This is a genomic window from Streptomyces novaecaesareae (assembly GCF_000716875.1).
GTDB classification, from domain to species: Bacteria; Actinomycetota; Actinomycetes; order Streptomycetales; family Streptomycetaceae; genus Kitasatospora; species Kitasatospora novaecaesareae.
The window spans coordinates 14,299-29,326 of sequence record NZ_JNWQ01000042.1; the positions used below are offsets into that span (position 1 = coordinate 14,299).

Below are 15,028 nucleotides of genomic sequence, written 5' to 3' on the forward strand. Positions count from 1 at the left end.
TGCGCCGTGGCCGGGGTCTTGCCCCAAGCCCCCCGGTGCGCTATACGTCAAGAGTGGCAAGGAGAGACGGATCTCCTTGCCTTTGCTTTTGCCTTTTCCGGCCCCGGAACTGACAGGCTTCTCGCTGAGCGGCGGCGCCCTGCTTACGGCGACGTCCGTCGCTGACCCAACGGTGACAGTCTGTCCGACGGGCCGAGGGCTACCACCAGCGCTTCGGCCTCGTCCACGTCGACTTCGCGACGCGGAAGCGCACCCCGAGGGCCTCCTACGCCTGGTACCGCGACCTGATCGGCACTCACCGAGCTTCGTCGAAAAGTTAGTTGGGCTTCGACGTAGGAACTGATCCGTGTCAGGGTCCCGGCGGCGTCTGGGGGACGGGCCCTCCGATCCCTGGCGCGCTATCGGCGTCGTCTGGTGAGGGGCAGCCATCACAACGTGGGATCTGCCCAAGTCGGGCGAATCCTCAGGCTTTCCCGTACTCGTCGTGGCGGCGCAGCCAGTGGGTCTCCTCGCCCTCCTCGTGCCGGCCCATCGGCGTCCGGTCGAGGAGGCCGTAGTAGGCCATGGCGGGCTCAAGGCCGCGCGCAGTGGTGACGTACGTCCGGTAGACGGTGCCGTTCGAGAGCGCGTAGGCGCTCAGCCCAGGCCCCTCGGTGACGTACCCGAGCACGTCGGTGCCGCAGGCCTCCGCCATCTGCCGGACGGTCGGCGGGATGCTGCCCTCAAGGAACGGCCCCAGCTCCTCTTCGGTGTACTGGAAGCCGAGGTCGCGGTGGAAGTCGCTGCCGCCGGTGGAGACCCAGTCGAAGCTCCAGCCCATCCGCTCGCGGTAGGCGAGGAGCTTGTCGATCGGCGCCCGCGAGGAGCAGATCAGCGTCACGTCGCGGGCTTTCAGGTGGACTGCGTTGGGGTTGAGGGTGTCCGCGATCGAGGAGCAGACCGGGCATCCGGCCTCGTAGGGCGGGCCGAACATGAAGTGGTAGACAAGCAGCTGCGAGCGCCCGCCGAAGAGGTCCGCGAGCGACGTGGTCCCGCCCTCGGTCTCGAAGCTGTAGTCCTTCTCGACCGCCACCCAGGGAAGCTCCCGCCGCTTCCGTGCGAGCTCGTCACTTCGTCGGGTGAGCTTCTTCTCCTCCGCAAGCAGCTCCTCCCTGGCCGCCTCGAACTCCTCCTGCGTGCCGATCCTGTGCTCGGGCATGGCCATTCCCTCCTGTGTGGGAGCAGAACACCGCATCGCCGCGTGCGGTCACCCGCAGTGGCAGTCGGCAATGCCTGCCACCGGCTACCCGTCCGGCCGTACAACCACCGTACGCGCGCGGCGGCGGGCCCTCGACGCCAAGCCGAATCGCCTGTTCAGCGTCGTGATCACACGGCGGCACGGCGAGACGGAAGTCGATCGTGTCAGCGCGGGTGCGAGGGGCGAACGGCTCGTCCGTGGACGGCCCGGGCGAGGTCCCGACAGGACCGACGGGCGACCCAGCACCACACCCGCGCCGCGCCGCCGGCCATCCGGTACCACGCGATGCCAAACGGGAGGGCGATCGCGAACCACGACGGGGGCGCCAGCTCGCCGGGTCGCTGGGCCCCCTCGTGCGCCCAGCCTCGGCAACGCTCGACGCCTCGGTCGGTCCAGCCGGTGCAGCGGGCGCCGCGCTCGGCCCAGCGGGCGGAGGCACGCAGGAGACCGACGTTCCAACGGTCGCGCCGAGTGGCGATCGCGGATGCGCGCCGACGACGGTGGGCCATCGTCACGGCGCCTCTCGGACCACCGGCTCCAGGCGGGCCGCCAGCTGCTCCGGGAGACGGTCCCGGTTCGCCCGGGTGAGCTGGAGGACCTCGATGTCGGCGCGGTGCTTGAGGGCATCGGTGAGCGGGCCGTGCTGCGCCTGCACCGTGGCCACGACGTCGACCTCAGCGGCGAACAGCGCCCGGACGGCGTCCTCGAAGGGCCGGTACGCCAGTTCCATCCGCCCGAGCTCGTCGACGAGCACCAGCTTCCGCGGGGACGGTGCCGCGGTCGGGTCCGGAGCAATCCACGCCAGGGCCGGCAGCGCCAGCCGCTCCATGACCTCCAGGTCGACGCCGTACCGCCCGACTCGCGGTGGCCCCGGGAGATCGACATGGGCGAGCACCGCGCGACGGCCCGCCAGCGTTTCCAGGGAGAAACCGACTCGGGCACCGCCCGCGCGGATCTCCTGCGTCGTGAAGCCCGCCGCTTCCCGGATTCGCAGCAGTGTCGCCAGCCTGCGGATCGCGGTGGTCTTTCCGGTGCCGGGGCGTCCCTCCAGCAGAATCCTTGTCGGCATTCCCGGCTCCGCTGCGAGGACCGCCAGTGGGCGGTCGAGGTCGAGTGAACCTGCTTCCAGCCTCCCACGGGGGCGGTTGCGTCGCACGCGGCCGCCGGGCCTCGCGTCACCCCGACCCGGCGTGTTCGGCACCGGCGTCGGGCAGCACGGGACCGAAGGCGGCTCGGGCGTCGGCCATCGTACGGCTGCCGTCCCGGATCGCCTTCGGAAGATGGTGTGCCAGCGCCTCGATCACGGTCGGGAACGCGCAGGAACCGCTCACCTCGTCCGCCCGTCATCCCCAGGGGGGTTGCCACAGACTCGACGCCCCTGTAGCTCTTCACCACCGAGGCCCGAGGAGATCCATGGTCGACACCGTCAGCTCACTGGCCACCCGTCTTCACGAAGTGCTGGTGGAGTTCCTGACCAAGGGACCCGCCGTGGCGGGGACCAGGGGCCTCCACGACCTCGTCGCGCGTGCCACGGCGCTCGGCCCCGACGGTGCGTGGCTCGCCGCTTCGGGCCGCGCGAGCCTCGGTGGGCTGGCGTGCGCGCAGGGGCAGGCGGAACTGGCCATCCTCCACCTCGAGGCCGCGGTGTCAGGGGGCTTCAACGACTGCGTGGCGCTCCACATGGCTCTCATGCTCCCGCTGCACCAAGACCCCCGCTTCCGGGCGCTGTACGAGCGGATGCGTATCACCCAGGCCGACCTCGACGAGTTCTTCTGGCTGCACCGGGAGATGCAGATCACGGTGAGGGAGGCCCAGGACGCGAGCGTCGACAACATCGGCCGCCTCGACACCGGGGTGTCGCTGCTCCCGCAGGCCCCCATGCCGACCCGCGAACCGAACACCCTCGGCGTCCTGATCACCCGTATCGATCTCGCCGCTGCCCAGACCGCTCTCCAACAGGCTGCCGTGAAGGCGGAGTTCCAGCGCAGCTCCGGCAACACCAGCCTCAGTCTCATCGACGACTCGTTGGACTACCCCCATGCCATGCGCGACGCCTGGCACGCCGACGAGCTGGAGACCCGGCGCCGGCAGGCTGCCGAGGCCCGGGCCTTCGTGGAACGTCCCGGCGCCGGAACCGCGCTCATCCCCTGCCCGCCGCTGGGCTCGATCAGCTACCCGGCCTGAGGAGGGCCGGATCGGCGCGGTGGCAGATACTCAGGCTCCGGTCAGCCAGCCTTCTTCGATGCCGCCGAGAACAAACCCGTTCTCGAAGCGCACCCGGTACCTGACCTGAGCGCCGGCTCCGGCGTCGAACGCTCCCGGCCCGATGACCCGCTGACGGAGGTCCTCGACCAAGTGGGCCGCGAAGCCCTGGAGTCGGCTGTCGCGGACTTGCTGATCGAAGCTCGCGAGCATGTCCTGGGATACGCCGCCGGCTTCCTTTGCCGAGCCCGTGACGACGCCCGCCAAGCCCCCGGCCAGGAACAGCGGACCGGGGAAGCCGATCCCGGCCGCCGTGCCGTCTGCGGTGACCTGCACATCCCTGGTCAGCCTCACCTTCGCGCCGATCTCGTACGGCATGGGCGATACCCCCTCGTTCGACCTTGGCCGTGACTGGGGCAAGCGTAATCGGGGTGCCATGGAAGGAAAGGGTGTTCGGCAAGATCAGGAGCCCCACGACCTGCCAGGCAGGGCACAGGGTGTCGGTCCTCCCCAAATGTCCTGACAAGCACGATGATTCATTCAGCTGGTGGGCAACTGTGCCAGAAGGATCTCCAGTTCGGCTCGGATGCCCAAGTCGGCTAGGCATCCGCCCAATTCCCGGGCGCGTGCGGAAAGACGAGCCGGAGGCATTGCGGATCGGGCCACCTCGGCCACGGCGACGGCCCAGAGTCGGTATGCGCTGGAGGGATCGGCGTCTCCGATGGCCAGGCACTCGGCCAAGCCGATCTTCGCTTCCACCACCAGAGCAAGTGCCGCCGACTCATCAGTGTCCCGGAGGGTGGTCTGGGCGTGGCGGTAGGCCTCTGCGGCGGCCGCCCACCGGCCTTCGGCCCGCGCCCGGTCAGCCTCGACCAGCCGTGCTCGTGCTGCCAGTAGAGGGTCTGGTGGCTGCTCCCAGGAACTGTCGGCGAGTGCGATCGCCAGTTCGGTGCAGCGTGCGCCCGGACCGATGGTGGCCAACTCGGACTCGGCTAGCTCCAGCAGCGTGCGGAGGGCGACCGGGGTCAGCCGCCGACGGCGCCGTACCGACGGGCGGCGCGGACTGGACGGCTGGGCGGGCACGGCGGGAGCGTGGATGTAGCCGGCCGGTCTGCGGAAGGGCAGGGTCACGTCGATTTTCAGCGGGCGCTCGGGGTCGGGTGCTCCGGGGCGGGGGAGAAGCGACTCCAGGTAATCCAATGCCTCCCGCACTGTGACCCGATTGCCAGGATCGGGGTCGCCCATGCGCCGGATCAGAACGGCCAACGGAAGCGGAATCGAGTACACCGCGGGATCGATACGCGGGGGCATGTCCTTGAGCTGCTGATCCTGGATGCTCCGGGTGTCCGTTTCCTCGAAGTACCGCTTCCCCGTGATGCCGCGATGCATGATGTTCCCGATGCTGTAGACATCCGCGACCGAGTCGGGATTGCGGTGTTTCCGGAGGAGTTCCGGTGCCGCATAGCCGATGCTGAGCGGTGAGTGCTCGCACGGCAGTGTGATGCGGGAGTCGTCGTCGGTCCCCTTGTCCAGCCCTGATCCGAGGTCGAGTACGAAGATCGCCGAGTCGCTGCGCCGGACGCGCACGTTTCGCGGCTTGATGTCGCGGTGCACGATGCCGAGGTTGCTGAGGCGCTCGACCACACGGAGCAGTGAGACCGCGATGGCGATCACGTCGTCCAGGGAGCAGAGGCCGGTGCTGAGGAGCGTGGAGAGATCCTCGCCGTCGACGTACTCCATGACCAAGTACGGAGGTTTGGCGTCGAGTTGGGCGTGGATCGGACGAGGCATGCCAGGGCCTGCTGCCTTCTGGAGCATCGTCCACTCGGCGTGGAAGCGCCGCAGGCTCTGCGTACGTGTGTGCCGCTCTTCCGGTGAGAGGAAGAAGTCCGGGCCGCTGTCCACGTTCAGGGCTTTGACCACGACTTCTCCGCCCTCGGCCAGGTCCGTGGCTCTGAACACCACGCCGGTACCGCCGGTGGTCACCCGCTTCTCGATACGGAACCTGCCGGCAAGCTCTTCCCCGTACTCCAACCCACCCACACTTTCTAATGAAAGTCTGACTATCCAATTGGCAATGTGGAAGCGTGACTGTAAATACTATTATTCTGATCGGCCTTTGACGGGCTCCAACGATATCTGATTTGCTGACTCCCGCTGTCATCCGGTTTCTCGGGGGGAGGGCTGTGTGAGTGTCATTCAACTGCCACCCGGTGTCGTTGGTGACGGTCGGTTCGTTCGCTTAGGGCCCGCGCTCATCCGGGAGTCCGCGGATGCGTGTCCTGCGGGCCGAGCGCTTCGAGCTCGGCCCGGCCTGCGGGCCTCGGGCGGACGGGGTGGGCGGGCTCCGCTCCAGGACTTCTGGTTCGCGCCGGTGGAGTCGTTGTTGGACAGCGCGGAGTACGGGCGTGAGGACCCCGGCCCGTCGGCGGGCCGAAGGTGCCATCCGGCCCACCTGGAGTGGGCTCGTGACGCAGCTGCGGCGTACCTCGCAGCGCGGCGGCGGCTGGAGGCCGAGCGTGTCGCCTCGGGCCATCAGCGGACCTTGCCCGTGCGCCGGCAATGGATTGCCGTGCATGAACTCCAATCCTCGGACGCGCGAGGGATCCAGAGGTTCGAACGCAGTGTCTGGGGGCGCGGGTATGCCTCGGCGGACGGGTCCGTTCGGGAGATCTGGATTCCCTCGATCGGGTCTGTTGACCGGTCCCGGAACCCGGCCGAGGTTGCGGCTGCGGCGGCCGTGCTGGCCAGCGGGTACCCGGTCTATCCGCCCTACAGTGACCGCGCTCGTGTGATCCGGCCTGGCCCGGAGGATCCGGCTGACGAGGTGTCGCGGGCCATGACACTGCCGGACCGGGTCCGGGTCGTCGGCGTGGGGCTCGGCGATGCTTCGGTCGTGGTGTACGCCGACTGGGCCGCGGAGGACGCAGTCCGTCGGTTCGGGGTGCAGGCACGCGGCCACATGAGCCGAGTGGTGGCCGGAGGAACGACCAGGGCCGGCTCGGATTGTGTCGGCTGCAAGGGACTTCGGGAGTGTGGGGGGATCCCCCACACCATCGGCCTGCTGGGTGTAGCCGGCCTTCCGCACCCGCGAAAGCGTCGCAGTCTTTCCGCCACTGACCTGAGAGTCTTCGCCGCGTGCCCGGCTCGCTTCCATCTGACGCGGGTCCTCAATCTGAAGGAGGGCACTGGTGAGAACGCGGCGATTCGGCGTGGCCGGGCGGTCGACGACTGGCTGAACCGGCGGCATGCCGAGCGACCGCGAACCTCCTGTCGGCAGGCGCCGCTGCCTACGGCGCTGCCGGGGCTGAACGCCGAGGAGTTGGGACCTGCGCTCGCGATGCTTCGCGCCCATCGGGCTCATTGCCCGTTGGACGGGCTCCCGGAGACCGAGGAAGTCCGCCCGCAGTGGCGTCTCGCGGCTTACGACCCGGCAGCGGATACCGTCGTCGTAGCCGATCCGGACTTGCTCTTCACCGATCGCGGCGGTTGGGTGTGGCGTGAGACCAAGACCACCGGACGCCGTACCCCGACTGGGACGAGCCTCTTGGAGCGATATCCCCAGCTCGCACTGGCGGTACTGCTGATGGCAGCGGGCGTGTTGGGCGGCGAGCCCGTCCGGTGCCGGATCGAGCTTGAGTTCCTGCGTGAGGACGGCTCGGTGTTGGAGGAGATCGACCCCTTCGACGCGGCCACTCTTGCCGAGGCCCGTCGGCTTGTCGGTGCTCTGGCCGAAGCCTGGGCGGTCGAGTCCGAGTACGGTCCCAGACCCGTCTCGCCTCAAACCTGCAGCGAGTGCGAGGTCCGTAGGTGGTGCGCCCATGGTCGAGGCGAGACAGGTGAGACCGGCTGATGGAGCTCGCTCCTGAGGACTTCAGCCTTCTGGACAGCGGCTGGGCGGCGCATCGCAGCGAGGCGTTGTTTCGGCTGCTGGCCACGGCGCTCGTCAGACTCGGGGAGGTCGGAAATCTTGAATCGTTTTCTCTGCCATACCCTCCGGAAGCCCAAATGGCGCTTGACCGTGTGGTGTTGGCCTGTCTCACGGAGTCAGTAGACCCGCCTGCTTCGTTGACGGAGTTGGTGACGTGGTGTCAGACGATCCCACTCGCCGACTGGCCGGTGGCGCTGCCGGAGCGACTTGCCGGCTCCGATGACCGTCTGCTGGACGAACAGTCGGCCCGCCCTACCCAGTTGTGCTACGAGTGGGTCGAGTGCAGCGGTGGTGCCGCCGAGTTGGACCGTGAGCGGCTTGTCATGCGGACTGCCGAGCGACTGAGCCGGGAGTACGGCGAAAGAGAAGCCTACGAGGCTTTCATCCGACTGCTCGTCGATGAACCTGTGTTGACCATTGCCGAGATGTTCGCAGTAGCGGGGCGGCTTCGTCTCGAACCCGTGAAGCCGGTGATCGAAGCCGTCTATCAGGAGGTACCTGACTCGTACCTCCGCGACGACGAGTTCGTCACCTGCATGCGCTGCCGCACTCTCCTGGTTCCGGTCGTCGGTGCCGGGTGGTGGTGCGAGCAGGACAGTTGTCGACGCCTGGGCGCGCCGACACCGGGGCGGCGCCTGCCGCCATCGGAACACGGCAAGGTGTTCCAGCTGGAGTATCCGCTCCGAATCGCGCTCACCGGCCCGCGGAGAACCGAAGCGGAGCTGGCGAGACGACTCGTCCGGTTGGGGCTGACCGTCCGCCTGCGCGCGGGGAACGACGGCCCGGGCCTCAAGGTCACGTTCCCGGACGGGACGCAGTGGATCGCGGAGCTGAAGGACCGGGTGAACCCGTCCTTTCTTGCACGTGGGGACGTATCCCCCGCTCGTCCCGATCGGCCGGGCACGGAGGTCTTCTGGGTGGTTCCCCAGCACCGCGTGGACAGTTGGCGGGGCTACATCGAGACGTTCGAGCGTGCCCGGTCCCGGTCGGCGGCACCGGTGAGGCTGGTCACCGACGCGGACCTGCTGGAGCGAGCCCGGCATCGCGTCCGCGGTTTGACGGGAGCACGCCGTGCGTGACAGCAGCAGTTGGCATCAGGACGTCAGCCGGGAGTTGCGCCGAGCGTGGGGCGAACTTCCATCAGAGGTGTCCGGCTTCAAACCCGCGCAGCTGTGCGAGGTGGAACTGCTCCTCCGGCTCCTGGAGGTACTGGTGCCCGCAGAGCCTCCCGGTGGCGCGTACACACTTCTGGGTGGCTATCCGTTCGCGCGGGCGGCCGGCTGCCTTCTCACTCCCGAACACGAGGTCATGGTCACAGCAGCGCGGATGCTGTGCTGGCGGCTGCGCCGACGGCGCAGCTGGCAGCAGGCCATGGAGACGTACCGGCGAGTGCCGCAGCGGTTGCGCGGCTATCAGCTGCCGGACTACGGAACGCCGGCCGTTTCACTTCCGGTGTCGATTGCCGGTAGTCGGATCGCGGTCTACGACGAAGCACTGTCCCGGCTGCCCGGTCACGCGCGGGGCGGATTGAAGACGGCGCCACCGGGGCGGAGCAGTTTTCTGGACCGCCGCCGCGTCACCTCGGTGTCCGTCCCACCGGAACTGTGTTTCGATGCCGCCCCGGGCCACGACCTGTCCGCCACATCGGCGGCGCGGGCCGAGCCGCTCACGCTCTCTCACGCCATGCTGGCCGAGACAGCCGCTTGGATGGACAGCCGAGAGCGTGAGCTCGGTGTCGAACGGCCAGGGAGCTGGGCGGCCAGACTGGCCGAGATCCGGTTCGAGTCCCGGACGGCGGACGGTCGCCGTTTCGAGGCGAGCGAGGCGCTCCACGTCGACGGCCTGATGCATCTGGTGGGCATGGTGGGGGCGGGCAAGAGTACGTTGATGACTCTGGTCGCGGCCTGGGCAGCCCGGAACGGGCTACGGATCACTCTGGTGGTGGGAGATGTCGCTGAGCAGTTGAGACTCGCGGCGGTGCTGGGTGAGGTCGGACTGGAAGCGGTGCCTGTACTCGGCCTGAGCACTCGGGAGACGCATGTTGCTCGGCTGCACCGCCGGCTCGCCGGTCGCGGGTTCGGCAATCTGCTTCTGCATGACGATGCGGGCTTCGACCACATCAGCACGGTGTGCGTGTTGGACGGACTGCGCGCTGCGGAGGTGGGGGAGCCGCTGCGCTACGCCGACGCTCCCTGCAGTGCGCTCTACCCGGACAAGCCGGTGCGATCGGCGGAAGCGGTGCGGGAGCCACTCGTCGGGGAGTACCTCGCGGGTGCGCGGCAGACCCGAAGGATCCGGGCGACTGATCCGGACCGGTTGAGGGGCGAGCGGTACGGGTGCCCGGTGTGGGCCCGTTGTCCCAGGCACTCGGCATCCCGAGCCCTGGTCGGCGCGCCGATCTGGGTTGCGAACCCCGCGAGCCTGGTGCAGAGCCCGGTACCGAGGCAGCTGAACGAGGAACGCCTGCGGTACTTCGAACTCGCCTGCCTGCGAAGTGACATCATCGTGGTCGATGAGGCGGACGCGGTGCAGATGAAGCTCGACGCGTTGTTCGCGCCGGTTGCGACGTTGGTGGAACCGGGGCCGAACTCGTGGCTGGACCAGTTGCACGCCAAGAAGATCGAGGAACTCTCGATACGAGGGCGGCTGCCGCTCGCCGACCAGGATCTGGACCGGTGGAACACGTGCCTGACGTTCGTCTCGGCCGCTACCGATCGGCTGTACCGGATTCTCATCGACCAGAAGGACAAGCAGCTGGGGCGGTGGATCGATATCGACTACTTCAGCCCGTGGACGCTTCAGGAGAAGCTTCTGGCAGGCTGGTTCGGGGACCACGGTGAACGTCCTGGCGAGGGCGTCGATACCGAGCAGCGGTTGTACGAGGCATACGAGGACGATGAGGAACAGCCTGACGTCTCCCCGGCACTGGACATCAGCCGACAGCGGATTGCCGCAGTTCTCGACGCGTTCCGCGACGACCCGCTCGGCGGCCCCGCGGCGCCGGACAGCGAGGTCACAACCTGTGTCGACATTGCACGCGACCTCCTCCGGACGCTCGACCACGCGGCAAGCCATGACGGACTGCAGGACCTGTTGCGCCGCATGTTGGCTGGGCTCGACCTGCCCTTGGACGACATGGACTGGATGCGGCAGAACTGCCGACGCGTCGAGTTCATGATGCTGTTGTCCGTTCTGGCCTGGCACCTTGAACAACTGACCTATGTCTGGCCCCAGGTCGAGGCTGCGCTCAAATTGGATGCCACGGCCTACGATCTGAGCCGCCGTCCTCCGGTGGACTATGCGCCCTTGGTCCCGGAGGCTCCGATGGGCAACGTGCTCGGGTTCCGCTTCCGTCCCGACGACCGCGCGCTCGACGAGGACGGCAGGAGTAGTGGCACGCTGAGTTTCTTTCGTTGTGCCGGAATCGGCCGGGAGCTGCTGCTCGGCATCAGCGAGGTCGGAGCCGATCGAGCTGCGGGGCGACGCGGACCGCACGTGATCCTGATGTCCGGTACCAGTTGGGCGGGCAGTTCCACCAGGGCGCATGTGCTCGCGCCGGTGGACGCCGTGCTCAGGCCATCCGCCGAGACGCTTGAGGCCGTGGGCCGTACGTCGTTCGCCACCCGCTTCCTGTACGACGATGAAGGCCGGCCGATGCGCCTTTCCGGTACCGCGCCCAAGGATCGTCCGACAGTCGCCCGGGCCTTGGCCCTGCGTCTGGGCAGGGATCTCGGCGCAGCCGCTTCACCGCTCGACCAGGAGATCGCGATGGCCGAGCCGAATCGGAAGCGGGCTCTGCTCTTGGTCGGCTCCTATGCGGAGGCCGTCGTGGTGGCCGAAGCACTGCACAGTCTGCCCCGTTGGAAGGGGCGGACCCGAGTCCTGGTTTCCGATGACACCGAGGTCGATGCCGCAGACATCGACCTGGATCCTGCGGAAGCCGAGCGGCCACCGGTGGTTCGGCGTGGGGACCTGGCCAGGTTCGCCGAAGACCGGCTGGCCGAAGTGCTGGTCGCCCCGTTGATGGCCGTGGAGCGCGGGCACAACATCCTCAACACGGCCCACCAGGCTGCGTTCGGTACCGCTCTCTTCCTCGCCCGTCCGCACCCGCGCCCGGATGATCTGATGCTCTCGATCTTCGCTGTCAACGACTGGGCCTGCAGGTATGTCCGAGACCTGGGGCGCTCTGATGATCGACTGGGGCCGGCAACGTTCAGCGAGTTGGTGGCCAACGCCGGCACCCTGGACCAGGCCGGGCAGGAGCTGCGTCGGGAGGCCCGCACGGAATGGCGTCGCCTGCTCTCTCGCCGCTACACCTACACCCGGTTGACGCCTTGGGAACGCCGCGCCTTCGCATGGGATCAGCTGGTGGCGCTGTGGCAGGTGATCGGGCGGCTGGTGCGGGGAGGCGTGCCCGCTCGGGTGGTCTTCGTCGATGCCGCCTTCGCCCCGCGGTTGGCCGACACGTGTGCCAATGGTGGCGCTCCGAGGAGCGTCCCGGACGGTCTGCTCGGTGCACTGCGGACCATCCTGGCCCCCTACTTCGATCCGGCGGCGAACCAAGAGCATTTCACCGATCCCGCCGACCCGGCGATCGCCCAACTCCTGTACGCACCGTTCTATCGGGCCTTGCTCGACATCGACCACCGGTGATGCCTGCCTTGACCAAGGAGTCGGCTCGTGCCCGTCAACTATGAATGCGTTCGCACCGGTGTCTGGCTTCCAGCCACGCCCGGTACCTCCATGGTCGGCCGGTACCGTGCCCTTCCATTCCCCGAACACTGGCAGACGGTCGTGATGGACCTCTGCAACGCAGGCCGTGGACCAGGCAGTGAGCCGTACCGCACCGTCCCCACCGTCCGGTTCGAACAGGTCGTCCAGGCTTTGGTCCCGGACCTGCTGGTGATGCCCCGCCCCTACCCTCGGCACCGCGGTGACAAGCCTGGGTACTGGCTCTACGCGTCTGAAGACGCTGCGGAGCCCATTCCCCCTGCGGTGTTCGACACGCTGGTCAACTACTGGCTTGCCGATCTCCGTCCGGAGCCCGAACGCCGAGCCGAACTGCGGGCTGCGCGCACCCGGTTGGCCGACTGCCCGCCCCGTTGGGACACGGTGGAACACGAACTGGTGGACTGCCCGGTGACCGCCGGTGGCACCGCGGCCCCACTGCCCCATCAGTTTCTTCTCAGCACAGATCGGCTGGCCCGTCGAATCCTCGACCTCGGTCCGTACACGCATGGAGGGGGAGACCTGAGATTCCGCGTTGTTCCCCGGTCCGTGTTCGACCGGGGTGCACAACTTGTCTCCCAGGCCTTGCCCTACGACACGGGAAGACGAACGTCCTGGTATTCCGTGGTCCTGGACATCACGCTTCAGACCGTTCCCTTCGACCCTCTGGCGCGCTTTCACCTGCACTGGAGCATCCGTCGCTGGGCGACCAGGGTGAACGCCAGAACCGGCCGTATCCACTTGCCGCACGGGCGGAAGTCGACAGTACTGCTGCGACCGCGTGTCCCGTACCTGGCCGGTGCGCCGTCGAGTGAGCGATATGCCGTCGCCCGGGTCGAGCGCCGCTGGAGCGAGGGGGGCGACTGGCAAGGGGCATGGGTGAACGGCGGGCCGACCGGAATCCTCCGGGGAATCACACTGGGGGAGCCGTTTCCGGAAGCTGACGAGGTGCTTTCCAACCCCGAGGCCTTTCTTCTGGGTGAATTCCGGGCAGGCGTCGTCCACAGCACGGCCATGGGAGAACACGACGTCAAGGCTGGGCTGATGTCCCATCAGCGTTCGCAGCTCACCGAGTGGGCAGAGCAGGCACTGCCGCCCGGGATGCGGTCCGCGCCGCCGTTGGTCCGCACTCGAAAGGCCGGTCCCAAACCGATCAACGCGACATCCAAGGCGGGCAAGCAGACCGAACGAGCCGAGCAGGAACGGTGCCGGGCTGAGCGGCGTCGCCTCGCAGTGGCCTACGCCGCTTCCTGCCTGGGGGAGCCGGCTGCGTCGGATCAGCCGCCGACCCTGGAGGTCCGACTGCTCTGGCAGAGCCCTGCGCTCCGCCAGGCCGCCATCGGGGCGTTGGCGGGGCATCTCGGTCTGCCGGAGGCGGGAGGGGATGTCACGGAGGCAGGCTTCGCGGCAGCCCGGCCCGGAAGTCCGGTCGTAGTGGAATGGTTCACGCCCGAGCTCACGGTGCGGCTCCGCTGCCTGCCGTTGATCCATGGGATGGCCGACGGTCTCGCACTGCCGGAACGCGGTCGTCGTCCCCGAGACCTGGTGACCGCAGCCGTCCATACTCGGCGCATGCAGGCCGCCGCCTGGCTCCGCGAGGACGCGACGAGGGCTGAGCCGGGGCTGGCGCTCGTCGAGATCGACCGTGCGGCCGACTATCCGAGCATGGACCACGATCCGAAGTTCGCCCTGCGATTGGGTTGCGCTGACGCCGGGTTCGTCACCCAGTTCACAGTCGTTCCGAAGAAGGTGGGCCACTACGACTCGGTGAAGAACCTGGCGCACCGAGTGCTGATGGCTTGGGATGACGGACTTCGGCAGTTGGGCGTCCGAGTCCATCCCGAACATGGGCTGGGGGACCGGCTCCCGCCGAGCCTTCGCTATGCCGCCGTATGGCTGGTGCAGAAGAACCGTACGTCTCGGAGTCGCTGGGCAGCGCATGTGCCGGTGGCGGTCCTGGTCACACCGGGTGGCGGCGGGAGCGGTCTCGCCAGGATCCAGGGCTGGGACCCGGACGGTGACGACGGTGCGGGCACGTGGATCTCCTATCCGGCGATGCTGCTCAAACTGGTCCGCCAGGCCGAGGTCCGCCCGACGGTGCCGGCTCCGCGATCAGAAGCCGAGCCGTTGGGAAGGCCTGCTCGCCACCGGGACCGGCAGCAGAGGCAAACCGAGGAATGGCTGCAGGGCGTCCGCGACTCGCTGCGCCGCCAGGATGTGCTGCTGCTCGTCCACGCACAGAACGCGAGACGCCACTGGACGTGGATCCAGGACGGGGCGGTCGAACGGGACCGGATTCGTGACGGGCAGGCTCCCGCGCGCCGACTCGCCGCAGAGCTGCGGTTGGTGCGGGTGCGTGACCGGGACGGGCGTGAGACACCGCAGTGGTGGGGCGTCCATCCCGAGGCTGGGCCGAACGGCTTGCCGGCCCATCTCTGGAAGAGCGAGTCCGAACGCCTCAGCCGGGTCTTCTACAGCACGACCGCCAAACCGGTGCAGTTCAAGAGCTCCGCGGTTGAGGCGGACAAGCTCGCTCCGCGTCCGCTGCGCGCCGGGCCCAGACGAGGCGAGCTGACGACAGATGTGGGCAAACCCGGTTGGTCACCCATGCTTCTGGAGATCGCGGTGCTTGGTTGCGACGAAGGCTGCGGTGACGATCCGGAGTCGCTGGCGCTGGCCGTCCATCAGCTTCGACAGGCTCCGGACTATCCGGAGGCGCTTGCGCTTCCCCTGCCGCTGCACCTGGCCCGGCTCGGGCAGGAATACGTACTGCCGATCCGGGGCGAAGAAGCGATCGGTGAGGAGGGAGACCACTCGAACGAGAGAGGGGAGGTTCTTGCCTTGCCGGTGAGTGACGAGGCGGACTTCGGGCCTGGACGTGGTCCGGTCGGGTAGCGGGGTCACCTGGTCGGGGCTGTCCACCGTCCGCG

Annotated in this window: 9 protein-coding genes and 1 pseudogene; 6 read left to right on the forward strand and 4 right to left on the reverse strand. The window is 68.3% G+C overall.

Going from position 1 to position 15,028, the window contains the following annotated elements; translation table 11 throughout:
- Positions 1-191 precede the first annotated feature (191 nt).
- Positions 192-320 (forward strand): annotated as a pseudogene (locus OP86_RS35905) (family 1 glycosylhydrolase); the annotation flags it as partial.
- A 143-nt stretch (positions 321-463) separates the two neighbouring features.
- On the opposite strand, the gene OP86_RS17985 reads toward OP86_RS35905, so the two are convergent.
- Positions 464-1,198 carry a DUF899 domain-containing protein gene (locus tag OP86_RS17985; RefSeq protein WP_030058144.1) on the reverse strand — a complete coding sequence of 245 codons (735 nt, stop codon included), beginning with the start codon at positions 1,196-1,198 and terminating at the stop codon, positions 464-466.
- Between the two features lie 550 nt (positions 1,199-1,748).
- Positions 1,749-2,306, reverse strand: a complete 558-nt coding sequence (locus OP86_RS17990; RefSeq protein ID WP_030259070.1) for a nucleoside-triphosphatase — start codon at positions 2,304-2,306, stop codon at positions 1,749-1,751.
- A gap of 344 nt (positions 2,307-2,650) precedes the next feature.
- On the opposite strand from OP86_RS17990, the gene OP86_RS17995 reads away from it, so the two are divergent.
- Entirely contained in the window at positions 2,651-3,421 is a 771-nt protein-coding gene (locus OP86_RS17995; protein ID WP_030058146.1) for a hypothetical protein, read from the forward strand.
- A 30-nt stretch (positions 3,422-3,451) separates the two neighbouring features.
- On the opposite strand, the gene OP86_RS18000 is transcribed toward OP86_RS17995, so the two are convergent.
- Together OP86_RS18000 and OP86_RS18005 are read right to left on the reverse strand one after the other, a co-directional pair.
- A complete protein-coding gene (locus OP86_RS18000) occupies positions 3,452-3,817 on the reverse strand; it encodes a hypothetical protein (RefSeq protein WP_030058147.1) in 366 nt (121 codons plus the stop codon).
- A 162-nt stretch (positions 3,818-3,979) separates the two neighbouring features.
- Complete coding sequence (locus OP86_RS18005; RefSeq protein WP_157849770.1) at positions 3,980-5,473, reverse strand: serine/threonine protein kinase; 1,494 nt, start codon at positions 5,471-5,473, stop codon at positions 3,980-3,982.
- 805 nt (positions 5,474-6,278) lie between these two features.
- Between OP86_RS18005 and OP86_RS18010 the strand changes: the two genes are divergently transcribed.
- From OP86_RS18010 to OP86_RS18025, 4 genes are read left to right on the forward strand one after another with little or no spacing between them, the layout of a single operon-like run.
- On the forward strand, positions 6,279-7,292 hold the full coding sequence (locus OP86_RS18010) for a PD-(D/E)XK nuclease family protein (protein WP_157849771.1): 1,014 nt from the start codon (positions 6,279-6,281) through the stop codon (positions 7,290-7,292).
- Positions 7,292-8,449 carry a pPIWI_RE_Y domain-containing protein gene (locus tag OP86_RS18015; RefSeq protein WP_051830210.1) on the forward strand — a complete coding sequence of 386 codons (1,158 nt, stop codon included), beginning with the start codon at positions 7,292-7,294 and terminating at the stop codon, positions 8,447-8,449. The genes OP86_RS18010 and OP86_RS18015 overlap by 1 nt, the downstream gene beginning before the upstream one ends.
- On the forward strand, positions 8,442-12,023 hold the full coding sequence (locus OP86_RS18020) for a pPIWI_RE_Z domain-containing protein (protein WP_030058152.1): 3,582 nt from the start codon (positions 8,442-8,444) through the stop codon (positions 12,021-12,023). The genes OP86_RS18015 and OP86_RS18020 overlap by 8 nt, the downstream gene beginning before the upstream one ends.
- A 27-nt stretch (positions 12,024-12,050) precedes the next feature.
- On the forward strand, positions 12,051-14,993 hold the full coding sequence (locus tag OP86_RS18025; protein ID WP_157849772.1) for a pPIWI_RE module domain-containing protein: 2,943 nt from the start codon (positions 12,051-12,053) through the stop codon (positions 14,991-14,993).
- The last annotated feature ends 35 nt before the right edge of the window (positions 14,994-15,028 follow it).

Coding starts and splice junctions, on each gene's coding strand:
- OP86_RS18015 (WP_051830210.1), top strand. CDS start 7,292: ATGGAGCTCGCTCCTGAGGACTTCAGCCTTCTGGACAGCGGCTGGGCG.
- OP86_RS17985 (WP_030058144.1), bottom strand. CDS start 1,198: ATGCCCGAGCACAGGATCGGCACGCAGGAGGAGTTCGAGGCGGCCAGG.
- OP86_RS17995 (WP_030058146.1), top strand. CDS start 2,651: ATGGTCGACACCGTCAGCTCACTGGCCACCCGTCTTCACGAAGTGCTG.
- OP86_RS18000 (WP_030058147.1), bottom strand. CDS start 3,817: ATGCCGTACGAGATCGGCGCGAAGGTGAGGCTGACCAGGGATGTGCAG.
- OP86_RS18010 (WP_157849771.1), top strand. CDS start 6,279: ATGACACTGCCGGACCGGGTCCGGGTCGTCGGCGTGGGGCTCGGCGAT.
- OP86_RS17990 (WP_030259070.1), bottom strand. CDS start 2,306: ATGCCGACAAGGATTCTGCTGGAGGGACGCCCCGGCACCGGAAAGACC.